This window comes from Streptomyces sp. NPDC051364 (assembly GCF_040682115.1).
GTDB lineage: Bacteria > Actinomycetota > Actinomycetes > Streptomycetales > Streptomycetaceae > Streptomyces.
Window position 1 is genome coordinate 74,465 of record NZ_JBFBAH010000006.1, and the last position, 25,125, is coordinate 99,589.

Here is a 25,125-nt window from a genome sequence, read left to right on the forward strand (position 1 = left end):
GGACACCGGGCGGGGCGGCGGAAGGGCCGAGGGGCCGAGGGGCCGCAGCTCAGACCGAGGCGAGTTCGCCCTGGACCCGGCGGAGCTTCTTCATGGGGCCGAGCTCGGAGTCGTAGACGCGCTTGATGCCGTCGCCGAGGGCGGTCTCGATGGTGCGGATGTCGCGGACCAGGCGGGCGAGGCCGCCCGGCTCCACGGAGGCGGCCTGGTCGGAGCCCCACATGGCGCGGTCGAGGGTGATGTGCCGCTCGACGAAGGTGGCGCCGAGGGCGACGGCCGCGAGGGTGGTCTGCAGGCCCGTCTCGTGGCCGGAGTAGCCGATCGGGACGTTGGGGTACTCCTCCTGCAGGGTGTTGATGACCCGCAGGTTGAGCTCCTCCGCCTTGGCCGGGTACGTCGAAGTGGCATGGCAGAGCAGGATGTTGTCGCTGCCGAGCACCTCCACCGCGTGCCGGATCTGCTTCGGGGTGGACATGCCGGTGGAGAGGACGACGGTACGGCCGGTGGCGCGCAGGGCGCGCAGCAGCTCGTCGTCGGTGAGGGAGGCGGAGGCCACCTTGTGGGCGGGGACGTCGAACTTCTCCAGGAAGGCGACGGCCTCGGTGTCCCACGGGGAGGCGAACCAGTCGATGCCGCGCTTGGCGCAGTGTTCGTCGATGGAGCGGTACTCGGCCTCGCCGAACTCCACGCGGTGGCGGTAGTCGATGTACGTCATCCGGCCCCAGGGGGTGTCCCGCTCGATGTCCCACTGGTCGCGCGGGGTGCAGATCTCCGGGGTGCGCTTCTGGAACTTCACGGCGTCGCAGCCCGCTTCGGCGGCGGCGTCGATGAGGGCGAACGCGTTGCCGAGGTCGCCGTTGTGGTTGATGCCGATCTCGCCGACGACGTAGACGGGGCGGCCGGGGCCGGCGGTGCGCGAGCCGAAGGTGCGCAGGCGGGAGTTGGGGGTGGCGACGGTCATGGCAGCTCAGGTCCTTCGTTCGGTGCGTGGGGGTGCAGAGGGGGTGTGAACAAGGGGGCGAGGAGGCGGGCGCGGGCCAGGTCGTGCGGGTCGTCGATCTCCAGGACCCGTGCGGGGTCGGTGGCGACGGGGAGGGTGCGCCCGAAGAAGCGGTGCCGGGCGGTACGGAAGCCGGCGGCGTCCATGGCGTAGGCGGCGCCGGTCTCCAGCAGGTCCTGGGGCCGGTCCTGCCTGCGGGGGCGTACGGCCTTGTCGTGGTTGACGCCGCTGCCGGCGCCGTCGGCCGCCTCCCGCCAGAGGAAGCCGTGGAAGGGGGCGACGGTCAGGGCCGAGTCGGCCGCGCCGGATGCGACGGCGGCGGCGACCGACTCGACGTCGGAGGAGGTCAGGAAGGGGCTGGTGCACTGGACGAGGAGGACGACGTCCACGGTGAGGGAGTGCAGTTCCTCGAAGGCGTCGAGCGCGTGCAGCACGGCGGCTTCGCTGCTCGCGGTGTCCCCGGAGATCGCCGCGGGCCGGCGGATCGCGTCGGCCCCGGCGGTGCGGGCGGCGTCGGCGATGGGCCCGGCGTCGGTGGAGACCACGACGTCGGTGACGGTGGCGGCGCCCCGGCAGGCCTGGACGGCCCGGACGACGAGCGGGACTCCGGCCACCTCGGCGAGGTTCTTCCCCGGGACGCCCTTGGAGCCGCCCCGGGCCGGAATCACGGCCAGTACGCGCCGGCGGGCGGCGGAGTTCGCGGCGGGGCTCACAGCTCCCCCATCCGGCGGATCATCGGGGCCACGCGCTGGACCCCGTGCCGGTACGCCCCGCGGGCAGCCTCACGCAGGTGCGAGCGGAGCCAGCGGCGCAGCCGGGACTCGCCGCCGCTCTCCCGGACGGCGCCGGGCAGCGGGGTCCCGTCGGGGGCGAGATGGTGCCGGGCCAGGATCCCGGGCAGGTAACCGGGCGCGGTGACCTGCGTGTAGTAGGGGGCGACGGCGGGGAGGACCGGGAGGTCCAGCAGTTCGCCGAGCCGGGCGCGGGCGGCGGCGAAGGGGTCCTCGGCGCCGGACGCACCCGTCACACCCTGGTCGGCCAGCCAGTCCGGGTCGCCCTGCGGCAGCAGGCCTGCGTCGAGCTGGTCCCAGGAAGCCAGGCAGCCCGAGCCGAGGAAGTGGTGGTTGCCGAGCACCTCGCGGATGCCGAGGTCGGTGAGGACGGCCGTCGGGATCCCGCGGTGCAGGGACTCCAGGGCGGCCGTGGAGGAGACGGTGACCAGCAGGTCGGTGCCGTCCAGGACCTCGCCCATGTTCCCGTACACCAGCCGGCAGTTGGCGGGCAGTCCGCCGGGGATCCGCTCGGCGAGCCGCTGGTAGGGCTGCTCCTCCAGGTGCGTGGTGTGCTCCCCGGGCCGGCTGCGCAGCTTGATCAGCACCTCGCGCTCCGGGTGCAGCCGGGCGTGCCGGGCGGCCCGCTCCAGCAGGTACGCACGGTCGGTGCGGCTCTCGGGGACGGAGGGCTGCACGGCGAAGACGACCGTGTGCGCGCGGCTGCCGGCCTTCTCGTACGCCGCTCCGTCAAGAAACGGCAGTGCTGTCTCCGTGACGGCGCCGGCGTCCGCGCCGACGCCCTCGTAGACCGCGCGGAAGCGTCCCGCGTCGTACCGGGAGTTGGCGAGGACGAGGTCGGCCCCGTGCCGCAGCAGCAGCCCGTCGGCGAGCTTCTCGTATACGACGCCCACGTACCCGGTGACGAGGACGGGGCGGGCGGCGGGCTCGGGCCACAGGGCGCGGACCCCGTGCAGGACGGCCTGGGCGGCCCCGCCGACGAGGGCGAGGACGACGACGTCGTACTTCTCGCGCTCGATCTCCGCGAGGAACTGTGCGCAGGTCACCTCGGAGAGCCGGTCCGCCTGGACGCCCACTTCGCCGAGCTGGCGCGCGGTCGGCGTGGCCCGGCCGCGGAGCAGGAATCCGGTGAGGTGCGGCTCTCCCCCGGCTCCCGCCGGGGGTGACCCCAGCGCGAGGCGGCGGGCGGTGAGTGCGCCCCATTTCCATCGCGTATCGGAATCGGCGAGTACGGCGACGCGGAGGGCAGTCCGGGGATGACTACGAGATGCTGCGCGATTACTGGCTGGCACCCGGCAGAAGCTATTCCGCAATTTCGGTGATCGGCCCAACGAACGTACAACAGCGGGTTAACAACCCGTCTACGTCATGCGAAACCGCACGGGTTAACGCGCCCGCCGTGCGTCGTTCACATGGAATCCGCATACGGGCCATGGTGAATGCCGGACGACGCCTTAATGTCTCGCGGGTGCTCAAGCTCTCTGTTGTCGTGCCGTTCTACAACGTGCAGACATACGCACCGGATGCCCTGAAAAGCCTCGAACTCAACGCCCGGGACGATTTCGAGTTCCTGCTCGTCGACGACTGTTCGACGGACGGGACGCCCGAACTCCTGGAGCGGGCGGCGCGCGAGCTGCCGGGGGCGGTGCTCCTCAGACACGAACGGAACGGCGGCCTGGCCACCGCCCGGAACACCGGCCTGGACGCGGCCCGCGGCGAGTACGTGACGTTCCTGGACGGCGACGACTGGCTGGCGCCCGGCCACCTGGCCCGCACACTGGCCGTCATAGAGGCTCTGAGCTGCGATTTCGTCCGCAACGACCATGTCCAGGTGACCGGCCGCACCCGCTCGGTGCAGCGCGTCCCGTACGGTCCGCAGCTGGTCGTCGGCGATCCGCGGAGCGGGATCCTGCCCGCATCCCGGGCCACCTCGGTCGACTACCCGTACGCCTGGGCAGGCATGTACCACCGGCGGCTGCTGGACCGCGGGCTGCTGCACTTCACCGACGGGCTGCGGACGGCGGAGGACCGGCCGTGGATCTGGCGGCTGCACCGGGAGGCCGAGTCGTTCGCGGCGGTCGGGCTGCCGGGGATCTTCTACCGGCGCGGGGTCGCGACCTCGCTCACGCAGATCAAGGACGAGCGCCAGCTCGATTTCATCAAGGCATTCGACCAGGTTCTGGCCGATACGACAGAAGACCGAGAAAGCGATCTTCTGCTCCCGAAAGCCGTCCGAACATATTGTGCAATTATCGCGCACCATATCGGCACCATCGAAAGGTATGAACCGGCCGTGGCCAAGAAACTCCGTTCGATGAGCACGGCCGCGCTCGGACGCATGCCCCAGGACGTACTGGACCAGGCCCTGAATACGATGGACGCCGACCGCGCCGGAGTGCTGCGCCGCTTGCGCCGCCGACCCGCACGAGCGGGAGCCGCGCTCTGATGGCGACCCATGACACCGCCCCCTGCACGCAGGTCTTCCTCGCCTCCACGCTCTACGGGATGGCCACGCTCGCCGCCGGCATCGACGCGGGCAGCTTCCCGCCGGCCGGCCGCCGCATCCTGCTCACCAGCAACCACGCCCTCACCGCCGAGGTCTCCCCCGGCCTCGCCGCCATGCCGGGCTTCGCAGCGCTGCGCACCCGCTTCGACGAGGTGCTCGACTGGAACGCCGCCATCGCCCCGCAGCACCCCAGCGCCTGGGCCCCGCGCCCCGAGGACGTCCCCCTGTGGGAACGCCAGCTCCGCGCGATCTGGGGACTGGGCGAGGACCGCGTCGAGATCATCGTGGAGTCAATCCAGGTCCCGCCCGCCCGGACCCTGTGCACGCTGTTCCCCGGCGCCGCCGTCGACGTCTACGCCGACGGGCTGATGAGCTACGGACCCACCCGCTTCCGCCTCGACCCGCAGCTCGGCATGCGCGTGCGCCGCGTCCTGCACCTGGACCTGGTGCCGGGTCTGGAGCCGCTGCTGCTCACCGAGTTCGACGTACCGCCGGAGCTGGTCCCGACGGCGGAGTTCCTCAAGGTACTCGGCGAACTCCCCTCGCACGGGCCCGAGTTGGACGGGATCGGCGAGGCACCGGCGCTGCTGCTGGGCCAGTACCTCTCCGCCCTCGAACTCCTCTCCCCGCAGGAGGAGGAGGACCTCCACGTGGAGATGGTCCGGGGTGCGTACGCCCTCGGCCACCGGGAGCTCGTCTTCAAGCCCCACCCCAGCGCCCCCGCCGAGTACTCCCGCCGCGCCGAGGCCGAGGCCGAGCGGCTCGGCGCCCGCCTCACCGTCATGGCCACCCCGGTCCTGGCCGAGACCCTCTACCAGCGGCTGCGCCCCGCCCTGGTCGTCGGCTGCTTCTCCACCGGGCTGCTCACCGCCGCCACCCTGTACGGGCTGCCCGTCGCGCGCACCGGGACCGAGGCCATACTGGCCCGCCTCGCCCCGTACCAGAACAGCAACCGGATCCCGCTCACGGTGGTCGACGCGCTGCTCCCCGCCCTCGCGGACGCCGAGGCCGTCGCCGGCTGGAGCGCACCCGGCCCCGACGAGGTCCGGGACGGGCCGGCCGGGCTGCTCACCGCGGTCGGGTTCACCATGCAGCCGCAGATCCTGGCGCCGCGCCGCACGGACGCCGAACGCTATCTCGCCGCCCATCTGGACGACCGCACCCGGCGCTACTTCAAACGCCGCCGGCTGACCACCCTCGGGCTGCCCGGCGGCATCCCGGCCCAGCTGTCCTTCCTGCCGCGCAGCCCGGCCGTCCGCCGCGTGGTCCGCCGGCTGAAGCGGCTGCGCGCGGCCCGCCCGCGGTGACTGCGACCGCCACCACGGAGACCACCGCTCCGGCTCCTCGTGCCGAGGCAGCCGGGCGGTTACGGGCCCTGGACGGGTCTTCTCGTACCGCAGCGCGGTGGTGATCATCGCGGTGGTCACGGCCGGCTTCGCGGCGGTGGCCCTGGTGGCGCTCGGCCGGGCAGGCGGGCGGGCCGCCGGCGGGTGGGCCGGGTGGCGGTGGCTGCCGCCGGCCGGGGCCCTGACGTACCCCTTCTACCTGGTCCACGAGCACCTCGGCTGGGTGCTCATCGCAGCCCTGCACCGGCGGGCGGGCCTGCCGCCCGGGATGGTGTTCGCGCTGACGGTGGCGGCCGTGCTGGCGCTGGCCTGGGCCGTCCACCGCGGGGTGGAACGCCCGCTGGGCCCGCGGCTGCGCCGAGCCCTCAGCTGAGCAGTCGGCGGAGCAGTCGGCCGGGCAGTCGGCTCAGCTGACGGCGAGCTTGGCGGCGAAGCCGAGGAACAGCACGCCCGCCGCCGAGGTGGCCCCGGCCGAGAGCCGCTTGCGACGCCGGAAGGCGGCGGACAGCCGGGTGCCGCCGAAGATCAGCAGGGTCAGGTACAGGAAGCTGCCGAGCTGGAGCAGCACGCCCAGCAGGAGGAACGAGAGCGCCGGGTAGGCGTACGAGGGATCCACGAACTGCACGAAGAAGGAGACGAGGAACAGGATCGCCTTGGGGTTGAACAGGCTGATCAGCAGCGCCCGCCGGTACGGCCGCTCCCCCTCGGCGCCCTCGGCCGCGGCGCCCTCGGCCGCGGCCGACGCCTCGGCCTGTTCGTCCCGCTCGGCCCGCGAGCGCCACAGCGCCCACGCACCGCGCATCATCCCGACGGCCAGCCAGGTCAGGTACCCGGCGCCGAGCACCTTGACGATGCCGAAGGCCACCGGACTGGTCTGGAGCAGTGCCCCCGCCCCGGCGGCGGCGAGCACCATCAGCACGGCGTCGCCGGTGAACACCCCGGCGGCGGCCTTGTACCCGGTGCGCACGCCGCGGCGCGCCGCGACGGACAGCACGTACAGCGAGTTCGGCCCCGGCAGCAAAATGATCAGTATGAGCCCGACGAGGTAGGTCGGCAGATCGGTGACACCCAGCATGAGCAGGAGTGTCCCATAGGGATGCACCTGTCGTGGCTTGATTTCACCATGTGGATATCACCATGTGGAATCCGCCGGTTCGTACGTACCCCACACCTCCCGCAGGGCGTTGCAGACCTCGCCCACCGTGGCGCGGGCGCGCAGGGCCTCCTTCATGGGATGGAGCACATTCGCCGTGCCGGCTGCCGCCTCGCGGAGCGCGGCCAGCGCCGTCGACACCGCCTCGGCATCGCGGCTCGCGCGCAAGGCGGCCAGCGCCTGCCGCTGCCGGTTCTCGATCTCCGGGTCGACGCGGAGCGGCTCGTACCGCTCCTCCTGCTCCAGCGCGAACCGGTTGACCCCGACCACCACGCGCTCGCCGTCGTCCGTCTCCCGTGCGATGCGGTACGCGTTCCGCTCGATCTCCCCCTTCTGGAAGCCGGTCTCGATCGCGGCCACCGCCCCGCCCAGGTCCTCGACCCTCTGCATCAGCGCGAGCGCCGCCGCCTCGACCTCGTCCGTCATCCGCTCCACCGCGTACGACCCGGCGAAGGGGTCGACGGTGTGCGGCACGTCCGTCTCGTACGCCAGCACCTGCTGTGTCCGCAGCGCCAGCCGCGCCGATTTCTCCGTCGGCAGGGCGATCGCCTCGTCGAAGGAGTTCGTGTGCAGCGACTGCGTGCCGCCCAGCACCGCCCCGAGTGCCTGCACGGCCACCCGTACGAGATTCAGCTCCGGCTGCTGCGCCGTCAGCTGGACCCCGGCCGTCTGGGTGTGGAAACGCAGCATCAGCGACTTCGGGTTCCGGGCGCCGAACTCCTCGCGCATGACCCGGGCCCAGATCCGCCGCGCGGCCCGGAACTTCGCGACCTCCTCCAGCAGCGTGGTGCGGGCGACGAAGAAGAAGGAGAGGCGCGGGGCGAACTCGTCGACCTCCATCCCGGCGGCCAGCGCCGTCCGTACGTACGCGATCCCGTCCGCCAGCGTGAAGCCGATCTCCTGCGCGGGCGAGGCCCCGGCCTCGGCCATGTGGTAGCCGGAGATGGAGATGGTGTTCCAGCGGGGGATCTCGGCCTTGCAGTAGCGGAAGGTGTCGGCCGTCAGCCGAAGCGAGGGCTCGGGCGGGAAGATGTACGTGCCGCGCGCGATGTACTCCTTGAGCACGTCGTTCTGGACGGTCCCGGTCAGCTGCCCGCCGTCGATCCCGTGCTCCTCGGCGACCAGCTGGTACATCAGCAGCAGCAGAGCCGCGGGGGCGTTGATCGTCATGGACGTGGAGACCCGGTCGAGCGGGATCCCGTCGAACAGCACCCGCATGTCCTCGACCGAGTCGATCGCGACGCCGACCTTGCCGACCTCCCCGTGTGCGAGCGGCGCGTCGGAGTCGTGCCCCATCTGCGTCGGCAGGTCGAAGGCGACGGACAGCCCGGTGCCGCCGCCGGCGATGAGCTGCCGGTAGCGGGCGTTGGATTCGGCCGCCGTCCCGAACCCGGCGTACTGCCGCATCGTCCACGGCTTGCCGGTGTACATCGTCGGGTAGACCCCTCGCGTGTACGGATACGCCCCTGGTTCACCCAGTTTGCCCTCGGGATCCCACCCCGTCAGATCGCCGGGCCCGTAAACGGGTTCGATCGGAAATCCGCTCTCAGTACTCGCCATGTGACGAAGCCCTCCATAGAGCAAACGGCCCCGGGGCTGATAAAAACTCCCCGCGACGGCTCCGGCCGTCCCCTGACGGCCGCTGGTCACAATGGCGCAACATCCCTGGATCGTCTGCAACTCTCCACGCCCGCCAGGCATCACCTAGATACACGACGTAGAAATCGGGGGACTGCAATGCACCGCCAGAGAGTCATAGTCCGCACGCTCGGAGTGGCCACCGCCGTCGCGCTCGCCGCGACCGCCTGCGGGCCCCAGAAGACGGAGCCGGCCGGCTCCGCCTCTTCGGTTCCGTCCGCGTCCGCGGCGGGTTCCACCCCCGAGAGCTCCCCGTCGACGGACAACAAGCCCGCCGACGCCTCGCCCTCGCCGTCCGCCTCGCAGTCGGCCTCGCCGTCCGCGTCTCCCTCGCCGACGGTCAAGGCCGTCATGGCGAACGGCGACGAGAGCGAACAGGTGCGCGAGCTCCAGGCCCGCCTGAAGCAGCTCAAGTACATGACGGTCGCGCCCACCGGCTTCTACGGCTCGAAGACGACCGCCGCGGTCAAGGCCTTCCAGACGAAGAACGGCCTGACGGCGTCCGGTGCGGTCGACGAGGCCACCTGGAAGAAGATCCAGAGCCTCAGCAAGAAGCCCACCGCCGACGAGCTGCGCCCGCCGACCGTCAACGAGGTCGACGCGCCGGACCCGCGCTGCATGACGGGCCGCGTCATGTGCATCAGCAAGGAGAGCCGCACGCTCGCCTGGATGATCGACGGCAAGATCGTCTCCACCCTGGACGTCCGCTTCGGCTCCGAGAACACCCCGACCCGTGAGGGCGAGTTCAAGGTGGAGTGGAAGGCCAAGGAATGGACGTCGACCATCTACCACACGCCGATGCCGTACTCCATGTTCTTCAGCCAGGGTCAGGCGGTGCACTACTCCGCCGACTTCGCGGCCCGCGGCTACGCCGGCGCCTCGCACGGCTGCGTGAACGTCCGGGACAAGGGCAAGCTCGCTTCGCTGTTCGACCAGGTGCACGTCGGCGACAAGGTTGTCGTCTACTGGTGATCCCGGGCGATCCGCGTGATGGCGATGGGCCCCGGGCGATCCCGGTGATCCCGGCGATCCGGTCGAAGAAGTAAAAGGCGCGGGCAGGGCCGGGGGAACGAACCCCGCCCGCGCCGGGTGCGCAGAGCCCAGGGGTACGGGGGGAACCCCGGCTCATGCGCGGCCGATGACCAGTCGGCTCGTTATGTACTGCGCCGCAGGTTCGAAAAGTGTTACAGCCCGTTCACCCCGCCGCTCGGAACCCGCTCGAGGAGTGCTCGCGGACCACCCGAAGGAACGCCTGACGGAACGCCTGACAGCTGTAGCGGCAGCCGTCAGCGCGGCGTGCGGGCCACCGGGGACGATGCGACCGGGCTCGCCGGGACGAACGTCGGGGCCTTGAGTACGGGGCTCCCGTCGTCGGCCGTGCGCGGAACGGTCGGCGCGCCGCTCCGGACGGGCCCGTCGAGCAGCGCCTCGCAGAAGTGCGGGATGCGCGCGAGTCCTTGCGCCAGCTTCGAGAGCCGCTCGCGGCGGTCGGAGGTCATGTGCCCCGACCGGTAGGCCTCGCACAGGTCCACCGCCTTGAGGCGGCTCTGCTTGTCCGCGTCCTTCAGCGAGGTGGTCCCGCCGGCGGAGGTGTCCTTGCCGTCCTTCGCGCCCGTGCCGCCCGCATCGTCCTGGCCGGCGCTGCCGCCGGACGAGGTGCCGGGTCCGGTTCCGAATCCCTGGACCGCGCCCGCGTCCGCGCCCGGCGTCTGAGCCGTGCCCGGGCTGGGCGCCGAGCCGTCGGTGCCGCGGAGCGGGGTGGGGCGCAGCTGCGGTGCGAGGGTCGGGCCCGCGGTGTCGCCGGCCGTCGTCCGGTTCTCGTCGGCGCTGAGGGAGACCGCGGGTGCGGGTCCCGCCGTGTCGTTCGTGACCCGGTCCAGCAGGCCGGCCCCGGCGGCGACCGCCAGGCTGCCGACGGCGACGCCGGCCAGTGCGGCGACCAGGGCGAAGCGCGCCGGTCGGCTGCGCCGGGACGCGGCGACGGTGAGGGGGACGGCGGCCGTGCCGAGTTCCACGAGGGGGGTGGTGTCGGCGCCGGCCGGTGCATACATCCGGGGCGCTGCGGCTATCGCGGACACCCCGGGCGCCGAAGGCACCCCGGACGCCCCGCCCGCCGAAGCAACCCCGGACGCCCCGCCCGCGACGGTTCCGCCGCGCGCCGCGCGAAAGGCTGCCACTGCGGCGGCCTCGCCGGACAGTTCCACCCCGGCGGGCGGCTGCGGCGCGGCCAGCATGTCGAGAGCGGCCCGCAGCCGGGCCTCCGCTTCGTGGGCACGCCGGTCGGCGCCAGGTGCGGCCGGGCCGCCACGCAGCACTCGTTCCGCCGCGGCCTTGTCCAGCCACCTGTTGCGCTCGTCGGCCATCACATGTCCTTCTGCGTCCGCCAACGTGAATGCGTCACACCGGTTTGCTCCACGAGGCCACTGCCCCGGCCGCGCTGAGCGGGTACGGCGTCGAGATCGCTCCCGCCCCTGCCGTCCCGCGCCTGGCCACCGGCATTATGGCCGACCGGCTCCGCCGCATCCGACCCCGGATCCAGGTCCGGCGCGAAGCCGCCCTCCTGGCCGAGCAGCTCGGCCAGTTTCTTCAGGCCCCGGTGGGCTGCGGTGCGTACCGCGCCGGGGCGCTTGCCCAGGGTCTCGGCCGCGCTCTTGGCGTCCAGGCCGACCACGACGCGGAGCACCACGGCCTCGGCCTGGTCCTGCGGAAGCTGTGCGATCAGCGCCATGGTCCGGCCGGTCGACAGGGCCTCCATCGCCTCGCCGGCGGTGTCGCTGTCGGCGGCGCGGCCCGTCAGTTCGGTCTCGTCGCCGCCGATGGCGGGGCGGCGCCCGCGCATACGGATGTGGTCGAGGGCCCGGTTGCGGCCGATCCGGGCGGCCCAGCCGCGGAAGCGGTCGGCGTCGCCGGTGAAGGAGTCGAGGTCGCGGGCGATCTGCAGCCAGGCCTCAGAGGTCACGTCCTCGGCGTCGGCGTCCCCGACGAGCGTGCGTACGTAACCGAGCAGGCGTGGGTGCACGGCGCGGTACACAGCACGGAACCCGCTCTCGTCACCGCCCTGTGCCGCGAGCACCGCGGCGGTCAGCTCCGCGTCGTCCCCCAGCAAAGTCCCCAACCCGTTCACTGTCCTGTACGTGTGGCGCAAATCAGCACGTTACGGCTTTCAAGTACCTTCGTCCACGTGGTGCACGGGGAGCAACCAATCGTGCGCGAAGCGGGGTGTGACACAAAACGCACTCGCGGCGCTGACAGGGGTACGGGCTTGTCGCACGAGCCCGTACGGACGGCGACCGGGGCCTCTCCTGTGGGGGGTGGCGGCCTCGGTCGCCTTCCTCATCTCCCTCTGCCCCTCCCTGCACCGCCGCCGCTCCCGGCTTTCCGGCGCGCCGCCCGTCATCACGTCATCCTTTCGGCTCACTTCCGGGTGAAAACCTCGGATGGGTACGACACACCCGGCCCGGCGTCGCTAGCGTGGCGGTACACCCGCGCCACGCCCCGAGGAGCCCCCCGCTGTCCAGCCATCTCCCGGCACAGGCCCGCGGCTCCTCCGATCCTTCTCACGACTCCGGGCTGGCGCGGTTCAACACCCTCTCCCCCGAAGCCGCCGAGGCCGTCCTGCTGCACTGCTGCGGGAGCCGGCGCTGGGCCCTGCGGGTGGCGACCCACCGCCCCTACCCGGATCCCGGTGCGCTGCTGGCCGCCGCCGCCGAGGCCTCGTACGACCTCTCCCAGGCGGATCTGAGCGAGGCGCTGGCCTCGGAGTTCCCGGTGGAGCTGGACCACGGGGCCTCGTACGCCGCGCTCCTGGCGCTCGACGCGGCCCATGCGGAGTACGAGCGCAAGTTCGGCCGCGCCTTCGTGATCTGCCTGGACGGGCATCCGCCGGAGGAGCAGGCGGACCAGCTGCTGACCGCGATCCGGCGGCGGATGGAGCTCGAGGCGGACGAGGAGCGGTCGATCTCGGCGGACGAGCTGCGCCGCCTCGCCCAGGTCCGGCTCGCCGACCTGACACATTGGCTGACCTCGCCGGACGGGGTTTCTGCCGCGAATTCGGGCTATTCGCCCCTGTGGGATAGTCCGTCCGTGCCTGTTTGATCACACCGATGGACCCGGCGCGAGGGAACCGACAAAGCGTCGCTACGATGTCCGGGGCCGGAGGACCGTACCCGGCCGGGCCCGACCGACAAAGAAGCCGGCTGGCCCCCGCCCCGCTTCCGGAGGGTTTTCCGTGCCGGCTGGAACGTTGTACCGCGGCCGGGAAGGAATGTGGTCCTGGGTGGCTCATCGAGTCACCGGCGTCCTCATCTTCTTCTTCCTGTTCGTACACGTCCTCGACACCGCTCTCGTCCGCGTCTCCCCCGAGGCGTACGACGATGTCGTGGCTACCTACAAGACTCCGATCGTTGCGCTGATGGAGTACGGCCTCGTGGCCGCCATCCTCTTCCACGCGCTCAACGGTCTCCGTGTGATCGCCGTGGACTTCTGGTCCAAGGGCCCCCGTCTCCAGAAGCAGATGCTCTGGGGCGTGATGATCGTCTGGATCATCCTGATGGCCGGGGCCCTGTACCCCGTCCTCGGTCACGCAGCTGCTGAACTGTTCGGGAAGTGACACGCGCCATGTCTTCGAACAACACGGTTTCTGACACTTCTTCCGCCCAGGCCATCGGCGACGTGGAGGGCGTGAGCCTCTACGACGTCGACAACCCGGCGCCGTACATCGAGGCCCCGCGCAAGCGCACGGGCAAGACCCCGCGCTCGACCCGCGGCAACTTCGAGATGGCCGCGTGGCTCTTCATGCGCCTCTCGGGCATCGTCCTCGTCGTCCTGGTCATCGGCCACCTCCTGATCCAGCTGGTGCTGGACGGCGGCGTCTCCAAGGTCGGCTTCGCCTTCGTGGCCGGCCGCTGGGCGTCCCCGTTCTGGCAGGTCTGGGACCTGCTGATGCTGTGGCTGGCCATGCTGCACGGCGCCAACGGCCTGCGTACCGTCATCAACGACTACGCGGAGCGCGCCAACACGCGGCTGTGGCTGAAGGGCCTGCTCTACACCGCCACCGTGTTCACCATCCTTCTGGGCACGCTGGTGATCTTCACCTTCGACCCGAACATCCGCTAGGCAACGGGGCTGAGGCGAATCCAATGAAGATCCACAAGTACGACACCGTCATCGTCGGCGCAGGTGGCGCCGGCATGCGCGCCGCCATCGAGTCGACGAAGCGCAGCCGCACCGCGGTGCTGACGAAGCTCTACCCCACCCGCTCCCACACGGGTGCCGCGCAGGGCGGCATGGCCGCCGCGCTGGCGAACGTGGAAGAGGACAACTGGGAGTGGCACACCTTCGACACGGTCAAGGGCGGTGACTACCTGGTCGACCAGGACGCCGCCGAGATCCTGGCGAAGGAGGCCATCGACGCGGTCCTCGACCTGGAGAAGATGGGCCTGCCGTTCAACCGCACCCCGGACGGCACCATCGACCAGCGCCGCTTCGGCGGCCACTCGCGCAACCACGGCGAGGCCCCGGTCCGCCGGTCCTGCTACGCCGCGGACCGCACGGGCCACATGATCCTCCAGACGCTGTACCAGAACTGCGTCAAGGAGGGCGTGGAGTTCTTCAACGAGTTCTACGTCCTGGACCAGCTGATCGTCGAGGAGGACGGCGTCAAGAAGTCGGCCGGTGTGGTCGCGTACGAGCTCGCCACCGGCGAGATCCACGTGTTCCAGGCGAAGGCCGTCATCTACGCCTCCGGCGGCACCGGCAAGTTCTTCAAGGTGACCTCCAACGCGCACACCCTCACGGGTGACGGCCAGGCGGCCTGCTACCGCCGCGGCCTGCCGCTCGAGGACATGGAGTTCTTCCAGTTCCACCCGACGGGCATCTGGCGCATGGGCATCCTGCTGACGGAGGGCGCCCGCGGTGAGGGCGGCATCCTCCGCAACAAGGACGGCGAGCGCTTCATGGAGAAGTACGCGCCGGTCATGAAGGACCTCGCGTCCCGTGACGTCGTCTCGCGCTCCATCTACACCGAGATCCGTGAGGGCCGCGGCTGCGGTCCTGCCGGTGACCACGTGTACCTGGACCTGACGCACCTGCCGCCGGAGCAGCTCGACGCGAAGCTCCCGGACATCACCGAGTTCGCGCGTACGTACCTGGGCATCGAGCCGTACACGGACCCGATCCCGATCCAGCCCACCGCGCACTACGCCATGGGCGGCATCCCGACGAACGTCGAGGGTGAGGTCCTCAGCGACAACACCACCGTCGTCCCGGGCCTGTACGCGGCCGGCGAGGTCGCCTGTGTCTCCGTGCACGGCGCCAACCGCCTCGGCACCAACTCGCTGCTGGACATCAACGTGTTCGGCAAGCGCTCCGGTATCGCCGCGGCGAAGTACTCGCAGGAGAACGACTACGTCGAGCTCCCCGAGAACCCGGCACAGCAGGTCATCGACCTGGTCGAGCAGCTGCGCAACTCCACGGGCAAGGAGCGGGTCGCCGAGCTGCGCCTGGAGCTCCAGGAGACGATGGACGCCTGCGTGATGGTGTTCCGTACGGAGCAGACCATCAAGACCGCGGTCGAGAAGATCGCGGAGCTGCGCGAGCGCTACAAGAACGTGTCCGTCCAGGACAAGGGCAAGCGCTTCAACACGGACCTGCTGGAGGCCATCGAGCTGGGCAACCTGCTCGACCTGGCCGAGGTCATGGCCGTGTCCGCGCTGGCGCGCAAGGAGTCCCGCGGCGGTCACTACCGCGAGGACTACCCGAACCGCGACGACGTCAACTTCATGCGCCACACCATGGCGTACCGCGAGGTCGACGACAACGGTCAGGACTCCGTCCGGCTGGACTACAAGCCCGTCGTCGTCACCCGCTACCAGCCGATGGAGCGTAAGTACTGATGGCCACCCCGACCCTGTCCAAGACGGACGAGATGGAAGAGGCGGCCGCCGCCTCCCCCTTCATCACGGTCACGTTCCGGATCCGCCGCTACAACCCCGAGATCTCGGACGAGGCGCAGTGGCAGGACTTCCAGATCGAGATCGACCCGAAGGAGCGCGTGCTCGACGGTCTCCACAAGATCAAGTGGGACCTCGACGGCACGCTGACCTTCCGCCGGTCGTGCGCGCACGGCATCTGCGGCTCCGACGCGATGCGGATCAACGGCAAGAACAGGCTCGCCTGCAAGACGCTGATCAAGGACATCAACCCGGAGAAGCCGATCACCGTCGAGGCCATCAAGGGCCTCACGGTGATGAAGGACCTCGTCGTCGACATGGACCCCTTCTTCCAGGCGTACCGCGACGTCATGCCGTTCCTGGTCACCAAGGGCAACGAGCCGACGCGTGAGCGTCTGCAGTCGGCCGAGGACCGCGAGCGGTTCGACGACACGACGAAGTGCATCCTGTGTGCGGCGTGCACCTCGTCGTGCCCGGTGTTCTGGAACGACGGCCAGTACTTCGGCCCGGCGGCGATCGTCAACGCCCACCGCTTCATCTTCGACTCGCGTGACGAGGCCGGCGAGCAGCGGCTGGAGATCCTGAACGACAAGGACGGCGTGTGGCGCTGCCGCACGACCTTCAACTGCACCGATGCCTGCCCGCGCGGCATCGAGGTCACGAAGGCGATCCAGGAAGTCAAGCGCGCCCTGATCACTCGCCGCTTCTGACCTGGCGGTCCGCGTTTCGTACGAGGGCCCCGCTCACCGGTTTTCACCGGGGAGCGGGGCCCTCGCCCGTTCGGGCGAACGCACGGCATCCGGCGGCCGAGCCGGTTCCCGTCCTACGATGATGCTCTCGACAGCAGCCCACGGGAGGCACGTGATGTCCGCAGCACCCGCTGAGCAGCCCTACGGCGAACCGCAGACCGAGCGCTCACTCCTTGATGAGGCCAACGCGCTCGTGGAGCGGCTCCCCGGCTACCGAGTCGAGATCATCGGGGGGCAGATCCTCGTGTCCCCACCAGCAGACGGCGCCCACGGGCGGGGCCTGACCGACCTCATGTTGCCCTTCCTCACTGCGGGGCTGCACGGAGAAGAGTCGACGGTCGTCCAGGCAGTTGGCCTCTGGCTCCCCGACGGGCGCGAGGACTACGCCATCCCGGACCTCTCCGTGGTCGACGCGGATTTCGAAGACCACCTCGTCGAGAACAACTGCTACGACCCCGTCTCCTTCCGCCTGGTCCTGGAGGTCACCTCCAGCAACTACAAGACGGACCTGCGGACGAAGGTCAGCGCCTACGCCAACGCCAAGATCCCGGTCTACGTGATCGTCGACCGCAGGCACAACCGCCTGCACGTCCTCACCGATCCGGCCCAGGGCGAGTACGCCACCCACCGCGTCCACGCCCCCGGTGAGCTCGTCACCCTCCCCGAGTCGATCGGTGCCAAGGTGACCCTGGACGTGGCCGCGGTCCTCACCGCCGCGCGGCGCAAGCCCGAAAGCGAAGAGGGCGACCTCTCCTGACCGGGGTACGAGGTCGGGCAGGGCTGTGGAAAGATCGAGCGCATGAGCGAGCAGCAGCCGAATCCGTACTCAGGTGACAACGGGGCTCCAGGGGGCCCGGGTTATGGATATCCGCAGGGATATCCGGCGACTCCGGGGGGCCCCGGGTACGGGTACCCGGCCACTCCGCCCGCGCCCGGCTACCAGCCGACCGTCGGCGGCGCCGGCATCCCGGCCCCGGGGCAGCCCCCGATGATGCCGCCCGTGCAGCCTCCGGCCTACGGCGGCGGGTCCGGGCTGGCCCTCGGCGACATCACCATCGCCGGGGACCAGATCATGACCCCCTCGGGCCCGATGCCGCTCAAGGGCGCCATGTGGAACGCCTCGGACCTCTCCCGCACCGAGACGAAGATCCCGGCGCACGCCATCGTGCTCGCGGTCATCTTCTTCCTGTTCTGCCTGCTCGGCCTGCTCTTCCTCCTCATGAAGGAGAAGACCACCACCGGCTACATCCAGGTCACCGTCACCAGCGGCGGCCGCCACCACTCCACGATGATCCCGGCGGTCGACGCGGGAACGTACCCCTGGGTGATGAACCAGATCAACTACGCCCGTTCCCTCAGTATCTGACGGGTGATCGCCTGGTCGGTGATGCCGGTGTCGTCCGCCAGCACCATCGCCTTGCTGAGGATCAGGGCGAGCGTCCGGTCCCCCTCGAAGGGCAGGCAGCCGGTCTCCGTCCCGGAGGCCGCGCGCGCCGCCGGGAGTACGTGCCGGTGCGGAGCTCGGCGTCGGGAGCGGGTACACCTCGCGGTGGGCCTGCTTGAACGGCTGGGTGATGCCGTGCCGTTCGAGCCAGTCCTGCCAGGCCGCGACCTCGGCCGGCTCGCGGTCGATGGGATGCCAGAGCGTCACCTCGGCGCCCGCGGTGACCGGGGTGTCGGCGAGGGCGCACAGCTCGCCGTCGGCGAAGCCGACCGGGGTGCCGTCCACCACCCACAGCAGGCTCTGACAGCGCATCGGCTGCCTGATATCCAGGGGCGGTTGGCCCGCGTCTCGGACAGGATGCCCTCATGACTCCCGTGCACCCCATGAACCCCAAGAACCCCGTGAACGCCGTGAACCCCCTCCTTGCGCATGACGTCGCCGGCCCGGCGAACGGCCCGGCGCTGGTCCTGCTCCACTCCTCCGTCTGCGACCGCCGGATGTGGGAGCCGCAGTGGGGCCCGCTCGCCGAGGCCGGATTCCGGGTCGTCCGGGCCGACTTCCGTACCTGCGGGGACTCGCCGCCGGCCGTCGCGCCCTACCGCGATGCGGACGACGTACTGGACCTGCTGGACTCCCTCGGCATCGAACGGGCCGCCTTCGCCGGGTCCTCGTACGGCGGCCGTGTCGCCCTGGGGATCGCGTCCCTGCACCCGGAGCGGGTGTCCGCACTGGCCCTGCTCTGCTCCGCCGTCCCCGCGCAGCAGCGCGGCCCGGCCCTCCGGAAGGTCGCCGACGCGGAGGACGCACTGCTGGAGGCGGGGGACGTCGCGGGGGCGGTGGAGCTGATGGTGGACACCTGGCTCGGCCCGTCGGCGGACGAGGAGGCCCGCGCGCTCGTACGGACCATGCAGCGCCGCATCTTCGACGTGGCGCTGACCGTGGAGGGGCACCACGAGCTCCCGGAGCACGAGATCGACCTCGGGGCCGTCGCCGCCCCGACCCTTGCGATCGGCGGCGCCCACGACGTCGAGGACTTCCGCGACATCGCCGCCGACCTCGCGCACCGCATCCCCGGCGCCCGCCACCTGGAACTCCCCTGGGCGGGCCACCTCCCGTCCCTGGAACGCCCGCAGGACACGACGGCCCTGCTGCTGGACTTCCTGCGGTGATGGCGGCCTGGATCGCCGAAGTGGCCACCGAGCCGCTCGTGCAACTTCAACACCGACCTACGCTTCAAGGTCGGCGCGTACGCCCAAGCCGTGATCCCGGTCTACGTGATCGTGAACCGGAAGCACCAGCGGGTGCACGTCCTCACCGAGCCCGCCGGAGGCGAGTACGGGAGCCACCGGGTGTACGCGCCCGGCGAGCTGGCCACCCTGCCCGACAGCCTCGGCGCCAAGGTCACGCTCGATGTCGAGGAGCTGCTGGCTGCCGGCCGGCCGCAGCCGAGGAAGCGCGCCCCGCAGGATCCCGACGCCGAGTGACCGGTCACTGCTGGCAGCGGCCGAACGTCACGACGTAGGTGCCGGCCTGGCTCGCGCCCGCCCCTGCGCGGTCCGCCGCGCCCGGCTGGGCCCAGGCGCCGATCTCCCGCATCGACGGGTCGAGGACGATCTGCCGGTGGCCGTACGTGCTGACGTTCACCCACCAGTTGACCGCGGCGTTCGGGGTCCCCGAGCCGCCCCAGCCCGTGTACGTGATCTCGGCGTAGCCCCACGACCTGGGGTTCGGGCAGTAGCCCGCGGCCTTGATCCGGGTCCCCGGTGTCGAACCGGTCTGCGGGTTGGTGTGCGAATCCTTGTCCGGGCCCCACCACTTCAGCTGCACGGCCGCGGCCGAGTGCTGCTGCGCCGCATTCGTCAGGGCCTGGTTCACGGTGAGGGCCGGCAGCCCCCGCTGCGTGCGCTGGGCGTTGATGAGGCAGATCACCGCGTTCCGCGCGGCGCTGTCGTTGCTGCTGGCCGGCGCCCGGGCAGCGGCCGCAGCATCGCATGTGACGGCCGTCGCCGGCGCCGCCGAGACCGGTACGAGTGCCGCCGACAGGATTCCGGCCACGGCCAGGGTCCGTGCGGTTCGGATGAGTGAAACGTGCCTGCTCAAGGAGGTCCACCTCCCCTTTCACGCCCCCGCCCCTCCAGGCTGCCACCGACCCCGCCGCCCCGCCATCCGGGCCCCGCCGCAGGCGTACGGCCCGGCGCGTCGACACCGGCCCCGCCCGGCGGGACCATTCCCCCCGTGACGAGGCACTCGCACTCCAAGAGCACGCATCCGGACCTCAGTTCTCACCACGTCGGGCGCCGGACGTTCCTCACCGCCATGGGAACCGCCGCAGCCACCTTCGCCACCGGCATCCCCGCCCACGCCACCGACCTGGTCGCCGACTGGGCGCTGTGGGCGGGGCGCCGCCCGACCGACCCCGAGAACGACGCCAACATCCACCCCAACATCCCGGCCCAGCTCGCCCTGGTCGCCGCGGCACCGCGCGTCGGCCAGGCCATCATCGCGGGCGACCTGGTCCGCGACACGGCCTCCGGCGGCGCCGTCACGTTCGGCCGCACCTGGAAGGCCGTCGGCTTCGGCGACCCGATCGTCAGCGCGACGGTGACCGGCCGGCAGATCCACGACGCCCTCGAGCAGCAGTGGACGATCGCGGCGAGCGGGGAGCTGCTGTTCGCGCCGTTGGCCGGCTCCAAGAACGTCCGCTACACCTTCTACACCCTGGGCAGGATCGGCGACCGCGTGAACCCGGCCGACGTGTTCATCGACGGTGTCCCGCTGAACCTCACCGGCACCTACCGCCTCGCGTTCCCCTCGTACACCTTCCTCGCGAACGACGGCTACGGCGCGCTGGGTGGCTTCCAGGCCCCGTACCGCCACCAGCGCGACTTCGAGAGCTTCGTCGCGTACATCCGCGAGACGCAGACCCTGACCCCGGCCCCCCTGAACCGCGTCACCGCCGCCAACACCACCCGCCGCGGTGCCGAGGTCGGCATCGTCCTGGAACCCGCCCCCCTCCTCCTCCCCGACGGCACCCCGATGCCCCGCCCCGAGGCCGCGATCGTCTCGGCGGACCGCCCCCACACCGACCGCGCCGGCCTCCGGCCGCCCTGCTGATCCGCCCGCGCTCCCCTGAGGGCCGCTGCGCCGCCGATCACGTGATTCACCGTCGGTGAGGTCGGGACTACGACCGGACGTACGCCGTGAAGGCGGCCCAGGCCGTTGTGGCGACTGTGAAGGCGGGGCGGGTGACGTCCTTGGAGTCCCGCACGTGGACGGCCGAGGCGCACTCCGCCACCTCCACACATTTACCGCCGTCGCCACCGCTGTAGCTGCTCTTGCTCCAGGCGAGGGCCACTTCGACGCACTCCCCGCCGGAGCCGCCGCTGTAACTGCTCTTGAACCATGCCAGTTCGGTGCTCATCGCTCCCCCAATAACTGCTCGATCAGGTGCGTCGACTCCCGCGGTGTGAGGGCCAACCCTCGGATGCTCGCATGGCGTTGAACCATCCCGCTGACCGCCTCGGGCTTCTGGATCAACCAGCTGTGCTCCTGCACCTCAACATAGCCAACCATTCGGTACTGGGGCACTTCCACGAGGGTCATCGAGCCATCCGAACCAACTGGCTCCTCACAGTCCAGGGGCACCACCTGGATGCAGACGTGAGGGAGTCGACCGACCTCCAGCAGGTGGCGGATCTGGTCCCGCCACACGGATTCTCCGCCGGTCTTCCGCAAGAGCACCGACTGTTCGATCACGAAGCACAGTTCGGGCGCCGGATCCCGATGGAGGAGCTTTTGCCTCACCAACCGGTCTGCCAGCCGCTTTTCGATCTCCTCGGCAGGCACCGTCGGCCGATACGCCTCGAACAGCCTGCGCGCGTAGGCCTCCGTCTGTAAGAGCCCATGCAGCATGTGTGTGGAGTACACCCACAGGCTCACCGCTTTGGCCTCGATGGACGTGAAGTTGCTGTACTGCGGCGAGTGCCGCTCCTCCTCCAGGTAGGGGACGACCGCCATCAGTACGCCATTGGCGTTGAAGATTTCGTCGAGCTGCACCACCATGCCCGGATCAATGGCCCGGTCGCCCCGCTCGAACGCCCCGATCGCCGAGCCCGAGAAGTTGGTCTGGCTTCCCAGTTCCGCACGGGAGACCCCGTTCTTCTCGCGCAGGGTCCGGATCTGGGCGCCCAAGCCGCGTCGCAGCGCAGAGGGGAGGGGTTCACTCGGGTTCACAGGGTCGGCCACAGCTTCACAGCCCTTCTCGCATAGCCGTCCGTAACGGCTCGACTACTTTTCAGCGTAGGCCCGCGCCCACAACCCTTGCCGCATGAACGAGGAAATCCCGCCACCCCCCTGGGCCCCCGACTGGTGCCCGATTCCGGATTCGAATTGCGGCTCGCCGGAGTCCACTTCGATGCCGTCCGGATCCAGGGGCAGCTCGGCGAGGAAGTCGCCAAGAGCCTCTGCCAGCTCAGCAACTACGACCCCGGGCCGATCGTGTACGAGCTCACCGGGTACCGGTGGATGTACTTCCTGCTCCCGCCCCACACCGCCCGCGCCCGGACCTGGCCGACGTACGCGCAGCGGTACACCTCCCGCACCCGGAACGCCTCCGCGTACGTCGGCGTACCCGCCCCGTACGGGACCACCTGGCCCCTCGCCTGGCGTTCCGTGCCGACCCGCGAGGCCCCGTACGTGGACCCGGATCTGCTGGAAAAGGTGACCGGGGTGTGACGTGCCCGCCGGTAGCGTCGCCCGGATGCACCGAGAGCGACTCACGGCGTACTCCGCCGTCTCCACCCGCCTGTCCCTGCTGAGCGACCACCGGCTCCGCGCACTGACGGCCGCCGCGACACCCCTCAGGTCCGGTATCGGCGGCCGGCCCGCCGAGTTGGACATCGACGGGACGCGGGTCTTCGTCAAGCGCGTGCCGCTGACCGACATCGAGCTGCTGCCGCGCAACGTACGGTCCACGGCGAACCTCTTCGGACTGCCGCTGCACTACCAGTACGGGGTCGGCTCGGCCGGGTTCGGGGCCTGGCGGGAGCTCGCCGCGCACGCCATGACCACCGGCTGGGTGATCGAGGGCGCGTACGACGGCTTTCCGCTGATGTACCACTGGCGGGTACTGCCCGACCGCCCGCCCGGAGGCGACGGCATCGACGCGGCCGTCGCCCGGTGAGAGGGGTCGGACGCCGTGCGCCGGCGGCTGGAGGCCATCGGTCGGGCCTCGTACAGCCTGGTGCTCTTCCTGGAGCACGTGCCGCACCGGCTCGGCACCTGGCTGGCCGGGCACCCCGCGTACGACTGGGCCGACCGGGCCCTGCTCCGCGGGGCGGAGTTCATGAGCTCGCGCGGACTGGTCCACTTCGACGCCCACTTCCACAACGTGCTGACCGACGGCGAGCTCATCCACTTCGCCGACTTCGGGCTCGCGCTCAGCACCCGCTTCGAGCTGGCGCCCGACGAGGCCCGGTTCCTGACGGAGCACCTGGGCTACGACCGGGCGTACACCGCGAGCCACCTCCTGCGGTACCACCTGCCCGGCGCCGACGAGCGCGACGACCTGGAGCACGAGGCCTTCCTACGGGAGTGGATCGCGGGGCGCGGGCGCGGCGGGGTGCCGGCCGAGGCCGCCGCGCTGCTCGACCGGCACGCGGCGACGGGGCTCGTGACGGCAGGCTTCCACCGGCGGCTGGTGACGGAGAGCAAGCGGACGCCGTTCCCGGCAGGGGCGGTCGCGGAGGCCTCGAAGTAGCTCTCCCCAGAAAGCTTGAACCTGTTCAAAAAGAGGTCTACAGTCAGTCCTGCCAACAAGTTGAACACGTTCAAGGGGGGCGAGGGCATGGACCTCACCGTCATCGCATACGTCATCTACCTGCTCGTCAGCATCGCGCTGACCGTCTGGGTGGCCCGCACGCTCAGCCGCAACGGGCGCATCTTCATCGCCGACGTCCTGCACGGGAACGAGAAGCTCGCGGACGCCGTGAACCACCTCCTGGTGGTCGGCTTCTACCTCGTCAACATCGGCTTCGTGACGCTCTACCTGCGCTCGGACGTCAGCATCGACACCGCCCGCCGGCTCTTCGAGGCGCTGTCGGTCAAGATCGGTGTCGTCCTGCTCGTCCTCGGCATCATGCACCTCGGCAACGTCTGGGTGCTGAACAAGATGCGCCGCCGCGGGATCATGGAGCGTCAGCAGACCCCGCCGGTCGCCCCGCAGGGGTGGACCGCTCCGGCCGGGGCCTGACCGATGGCCGCGGCAACGACGGCCACGCACCACCTGACGGTGCTGTACGACGCCAACTGCCCGCTCTGCGTCCACATCCGGCACTGGCTCCTCGGGCAGCGCTGGCTGGTACCGCTCCGGCTGATCCCGGCCGGGTCCTACGAGGCGCAGCGGCGCTACCCGCAGCTCGACCACGCGTCGACGCTCCGCGAGATCACCGTCATCGGGGACGGCGGGCAGGTGTGGACCGGGACCGACGCCTTCATCGTGTGCCTGTGGGCGCTGGCGGAGCACCGGCCGAAGGCGAACTGGCTCGCCACCTCGGCGGGCCGGCCCTTCGCCCGGGCCGCCATGTACACCGCCTCGGCATGGCGGCAGGCCGTACGGACCGAGCCCGGGTCGGAGGGCGAAGTGGAGCCCGAGGCACCGGCCTGTGACGACCACTGCGCCGTACCCGGATAGGCTCGTACACCGTGACTGATCAGAAGGCTCCCAAGAGCGAGCAGACCCGCACGCTCATCCTCGAAACCGCGCTCCGTCTCTTCCAGGAGCGCGGCTTCGACAAGACGACCATGCGGGCCATCGCCAAGGAGGCCGGGGTCTCGGTCGGCAACGCCTACTACTACTTCGCCTCGAAGGAACACCTCGTCCAGGGGTTCTACGACCGGATCGGCGCTGCACACCAGGCGGCGGTCCGGCCCATCCTGGACAGCGAGACCGATCTGCAGAAGCGGCTCGCGGGCGTGCTGACGAGCTGGCTGGACATCGCGGCGCCGTACCACGAGTTCGCCTCGCAGTTCTTCAAGAACGCGGCGGACCCGGAGAGCCCGCTCAGCCCGTTCTCCCCCGAATCGGAACCCGCGCGCAAGGCCGCGATCGACATGCACCGCGAGGTGCTGGCGGGCGCGAAGACGAAGGTCCCGGACGAGCTGGCCGACGTGCTGCCGGAGCTGATGTGGCTCTCGCAGATGGGGCTCGTCCTCTACTGGGTCTTCGACCGGTCCCCGAACAGTGAGAAGACGCGGCGGCTCGCGGAGCGCGGCGCGCAGCTGACGACTCGGGGCATCGTCCTGGCCAGGTTCCGGGTGCTGCGGCCGCTGGTGCGCGAGGTCCACGAGCTGTTCGCGGACTTCCTGCCGGGCATGGCGCAGACGGTGGTGTCGAGGAAGAAGCGGGCCTCGGACCCGGACCCCGGGCCGGCGTAGCGCCCTGGGTGGCGCCGCTTGCGTACCGGCTGGAGCCAGTTGAGCTCCCACAGGCGCCGGCCCCCGGTGCCGTCGCACTGGTACGCGGTGAGCTTCTGGCCGAGGGCATGCGAA

25 protein-coding genes and 5 pseudogenes are annotated in these 25,125 nt (G+C 70.8%); 19 read left to right on the forward strand and 11 right to left on the reverse strand.

Annotated elements, in window-relative coordinates; all coding sequences use genetic code 11:
* Nucleotides 1–49 precede the first annotated feature (49 nt).
* From AB0M76_RS14935 to AB0M76_RS14945, 3 genes and pseudogenes are all read right to left on the reverse strand, one after another.
* Nucleotides 50–961, reverse strand: a complete 912-nt coding sequence (locus AB0M76_RS14935) for an N-acetylneuraminate synthase family protein (protein ID WP_030154928.1) — start codon at nt 959–961, stop codon at nt 50–52.
* Between the two features lie 47 nt (nt 962–1,008).
* A pseudogene (locus AB0M76_RS14940) lies at nt 1,009–1,713 on the reverse strand (acylneuraminate cytidylyltransferase family protein); the annotation flags it as partial.
* Nucleotides 1,710–3,083, reverse strand: coding sequence for a DUF6716 putative glycosyltransferase (locus tag AB0M76_RS14945; RefSeq protein ID WP_365953261.1), 1,374 nt, complete (start codon nt 3,081–3,083; stop codon nt 1,710–1,712). The pseudogene AB0M76_RS14940 and the gene AB0M76_RS14945, both read right to left, overlap by 4 nt.
* Before the next feature lie 176 nt (nt 3,084–3,259).
* Between AB0M76_RS14945 and AB0M76_RS14950 the strand changes: the two genes are divergently transcribed.
* The 3 genes and pseudogenes from AB0M76_RS14950 to AB0M76_RS14960 all read left to right on the forward strand — a co-directional run.
* Complete coding sequence (locus AB0M76_RS14950; protein ID WP_365953549.1) at nt 3,260–4,237, forward strand: glycosyltransferase family 2 protein; 978 nt, start codon at nt 3,260–3,262, stop codon at nt 4,235–4,237.
* The gene (locus AB0M76_RS14955; RefSeq protein ID WP_365953262.1) at nt 4,237–5,604 is read left to right on the forward strand and encodes a polysialyltransferase family glycosyltransferase; all 1,368 of its coding nucleotides are present in this window, start codon (nt 4,237–4,239) and stop codon (nt 5,602–5,604) included. Before AB0M76_RS14950 ends, AB0M76_RS14955 begins: the two co-directional genes overlap by 1 nt.
* A gap of 79 nt (nt 5,605–5,683) precedes the next feature.
* Nucleotides 5,684–6,016 (forward strand): annotated as a pseudogene (locus AB0M76_RS14960) (acyltransferase); the annotation flags it as partial.
* 33 nt (nt 6,017–6,049) lie between these two features.
* On the opposite strand, the gene leuE reads toward AB0M76_RS14960, so the two are convergent.
* Together leuE and AB0M76_RS14970 are read right to left on the reverse strand one after the other, a co-directional pair.
* Complete coding sequence (gene leuE, locus AB0M76_RS14965; RefSeq protein WP_365953263.1) at nt 6,050–6,718, reverse strand: leucine efflux protein LeuE; 669 nt, start codon at nt 6,716–6,718, stop codon at nt 6,050–6,052.
* Nucleotides 6,719–6,775: 57 nt separating this feature from the next.
* Entirely contained in the window at nt 6,776–8,356 is a 1,581-nt protein-coding gene (locus AB0M76_RS14970) for a methylmalonyl-CoA mutase family protein (RefSeq protein ID WP_365953264.1), read from the reverse strand.
* 177 nt (nt 8,357–8,533) lie between these two features.
* Between AB0M76_RS14970 and AB0M76_RS14975 the strand changes: the two genes are divergently transcribed.
* Entirely contained in the window at nt 8,534–9,406 is an 873-nt protein-coding gene (locus AB0M76_RS14975) for a L,D-transpeptidase family protein (protein WP_365953265.1), read from the forward strand.
* 314 nt (nt 9,407–9,720) lie between these two features.
* Here AB0M76_RS14975 and AB0M76_RS14980 read toward each other — a convergent pair whose 3' ends face one another.
* A complete protein-coding gene (locus AB0M76_RS14980) occupies nt 9,721–10,797 on the reverse strand; it encodes a hypothetical protein (RefSeq protein WP_365953266.1) in 1,077 nt (358 codons plus the stop codon).
* Complete coding sequence (locus tag AB0M76_RS14985; protein ID WP_365953550.1) at nt 10,797–11,540, reverse strand: RNA polymerase sigma factor; 744 nt, start codon at nt 11,538–11,540, stop codon at nt 10,797–10,799. Before AB0M76_RS14985 ends, AB0M76_RS14980 begins: the two co-directional genes overlap by 1 nt.
* A 365-nt stretch (nt 11,541–11,905) precedes the next feature.
* Here AB0M76_RS14985 and AB0M76_RS14990 point away from each other — a divergent pair, with 365 nt between their 5' ends.
* The 7 genes from AB0M76_RS14990 (at nt 11,906) to AB0M76_RS15020 (ending at nt 17,499) form a co-directional block, all read left to right on the forward strand.
* Nucleotides 11,906–12,529 carry a 2-oxo-4-hydroxy-4-carboxy-5-ureidoimidazoline decarboxylase gene (locus AB0M76_RS14990; RefSeq protein ID WP_365953267.1) on the forward strand — a complete coding sequence of 208 codons (624 nt, stop codon included), beginning with the start codon at nt 11,906–11,908 and terminating at the stop codon, nt 12,527–12,529.
* 133 nt (nt 12,530–12,662) lie between these two features.
* Nucleotides 12,663–13,043, forward strand: coding sequence for a succinate dehydrogenase, cytochrome b556 subunit (sdhC, locus tag AB0M76_RS14995; RefSeq protein WP_078987295.1), 381 nt, complete (start codon nt 12,663–12,665; stop codon nt 13,041–13,043).
* Nucleotides 13,044–13,051: 8 nt separating this feature from the next.
* Complete coding sequence (locus tag AB0M76_RS15000; protein WP_365953268.1) at nt 13,052–13,549, forward strand: succinate dehydrogenase hydrophobic membrane anchor subunit; 498 nt, start codon at nt 13,052–13,054, stop codon at nt 13,547–13,549.
* A gap of 23 nt (nt 13,550–13,572) precedes the next feature.
* Nucleotides 13,573–15,327, forward strand: coding sequence for a succinate dehydrogenase flavoprotein subunit (sdhA, locus tag AB0M76_RS15005; RefSeq protein ID WP_365953269.1), 1,755 nt, complete (start codon nt 13,573–13,575; stop codon nt 15,325–15,327).
* Nucleotides 15,327–16,094 (forward strand): succinate dehydrogenase iron-sulfur subunit, encoded by a 768-nt coding sequence (locus tag AB0M76_RS15010; RefSeq protein ID WP_365953270.1) that lies wholly within the window; start codon nt 15,327–15,329, stop codon nt 16,092–16,094. Before sdhA ends, AB0M76_RS15010 begins: the two co-directional genes overlap by 1 nt.
* 154 nt (nt 16,095–16,248) lie before the next feature.
* Nucleotides 16,249–16,890, forward strand: a complete 642-nt coding sequence (locus tag AB0M76_RS15015) for a Uma2 family endonuclease (RefSeq protein ID WP_365953271.1) — start codon at nt 16,249–16,251, stop codon at nt 16,888–16,890.
* 42 nt (nt 16,891–16,932) lie between these two features.
* A complete protein-coding gene (locus AB0M76_RS15020; RefSeq protein WP_365953272.1) occupies nt 16,933–17,499 on the forward strand; it encodes a hypothetical protein in 567 nt (188 codons plus the stop codon).
* A 222-nt stretch (nt 17,500–17,721) separates the two neighbouring features.
* On the opposite strand, the pseudogene AB0M76_RS15025 reads toward AB0M76_RS15020, so the two are convergent.
* Nucleotides 17,722–17,889 (reverse strand): annotated as a pseudogene (locus tag AB0M76_RS15025) (DUF4132 domain-containing protein); the annotation flags it as partial.
* Nucleotides 17,890–17,942: 53 nt separating this feature from the next.
* Between AB0M76_RS15025 and AB0M76_RS15030 the strand changes: the two are divergent.
* Nucleotides 17,943–18,746: an alpha/beta fold hydrolase gene (locus tag AB0M76_RS15030; RefSeq protein ID WP_365953273.1), complete on the forward strand. Its 804-nt coding sequence runs from the start codon at nt 17,943–17,945 to the stop codon at nt 18,744–18,746.
* Nucleotides 18,747–18,782: 36 nt separating this feature from the next.
* Nucleotides 18,783–19,061 (forward strand): annotated as a pseudogene (locus AB0M76_RS15035) (Uma2 family endonuclease); the annotation flags it as partial.
* 4 nt (nt 19,062–19,065) lie between these two features.
* Here AB0M76_RS15035 and AB0M76_RS15040 read toward each other — a convergent pair.
* A complete protein-coding gene (locus AB0M76_RS15040) occupies nt 19,066–19,677 on the reverse strand; it encodes a CAP domain-containing protein (RefSeq protein ID WP_365953274.1) in 612 nt (203 codons plus the stop codon).
* A gap of 135 nt (nt 19,678–19,812) precedes the next feature.
* Here AB0M76_RS15040 and AB0M76_RS15045 point away from each other — a divergent pair, with 135 nt between their 5' ends.
* Nucleotides 19,813–20,691: a 5'-nucleotidase gene (locus AB0M76_RS15045; protein WP_365953275.1), complete on the forward strand. Its 879-nt coding sequence runs from the start codon at nt 19,813–19,815 to the stop codon at nt 20,689–20,691.
* 67 nt (nt 20,692–20,758) lie between these two features.
* On the opposite strand, the gene AB0M76_RS15050 is transcribed toward AB0M76_RS15045, so the two are convergent.
* A complete protein-coding gene (locus AB0M76_RS15050; RefSeq protein ID WP_365953276.1) occupies nt 20,759–20,998 on the reverse strand; it encodes a DUF397 domain-containing protein in 240 nt (79 codons plus the stop codon).
* Nucleotides 20,995–21,768, reverse strand: a complete 774-nt coding sequence (locus AB0M76_RS15055; protein WP_365953277.1) for a helix-turn-helix transcriptional regulator — start codon at nt 21,766–21,768, stop codon at nt 20,995–20,997. The genes AB0M76_RS15050 and AB0M76_RS15055 overlap by 4 nt, the downstream gene beginning before the upstream one ends.
* Nucleotides 21,769–21,945: 177 nt before the next feature.
* Here AB0M76_RS15055 and AB0M76_RS15060 point away from each other — a divergent pair, with 177 nt between their 5' ends.
* The 5 genes and pseudogenes from AB0M76_RS15060 to AB0M76_RS15080 all read left to right on the forward strand — a co-directional run bounded on the left by AB0M76_RS15060 (nt 21,946) and on the right by AB0M76_RS15080 (nt 25,011).
* Complete coding sequence (locus AB0M76_RS15060; RefSeq protein ID WP_365953278.1) at nt 21,946–22,311, forward strand: hypothetical protein; 366 nt, start codon at nt 21,946–21,948, stop codon at nt 22,309–22,311.
* 25 nt (nt 22,312–22,336) lie between these two features.
* Nucleotides 22,337–23,335 (forward strand): annotated as a pseudogene (locus AB0M76_RS15065) (protein kinase family protein).
* A gap of 87 nt (nt 23,336–23,422) precedes the next feature.
* Nucleotides 23,423–23,827: a hypothetical protein gene (locus AB0M76_RS15070; RefSeq protein ID WP_365953279.1), complete on the forward strand. Its 405-nt coding sequence runs from the start codon at nt 23,423–23,425 to the stop codon at nt 23,825–23,827.
* Between the two features lie 3 nt (nt 23,828–23,830).
* Nucleotides 23,831–24,268 carry a DCC1-like thiol-disulfide oxidoreductase family protein gene (locus AB0M76_RS15075; RefSeq protein ID WP_365953280.1) on the forward strand — a complete coding sequence of 146 codons (438 nt, stop codon included), beginning with the start codon at nt 23,831–23,833 and terminating at the stop codon, nt 24,266–24,268.
* 11 nt (nt 24,269–24,279) lie between these two features.
* The gene (locus AB0M76_RS15080) at nt 24,280–25,011 is read left to right on the forward strand and encodes a TetR family transcriptional regulator (RefSeq protein ID WP_365953281.1); all 732 of its coding nucleotides are present in this window, start codon (nt 24,280–24,282) and stop codon (nt 25,009–25,011) included.
* The last annotated feature ends 114 nt before the right edge of the window (nt 25,012–25,125 follow it).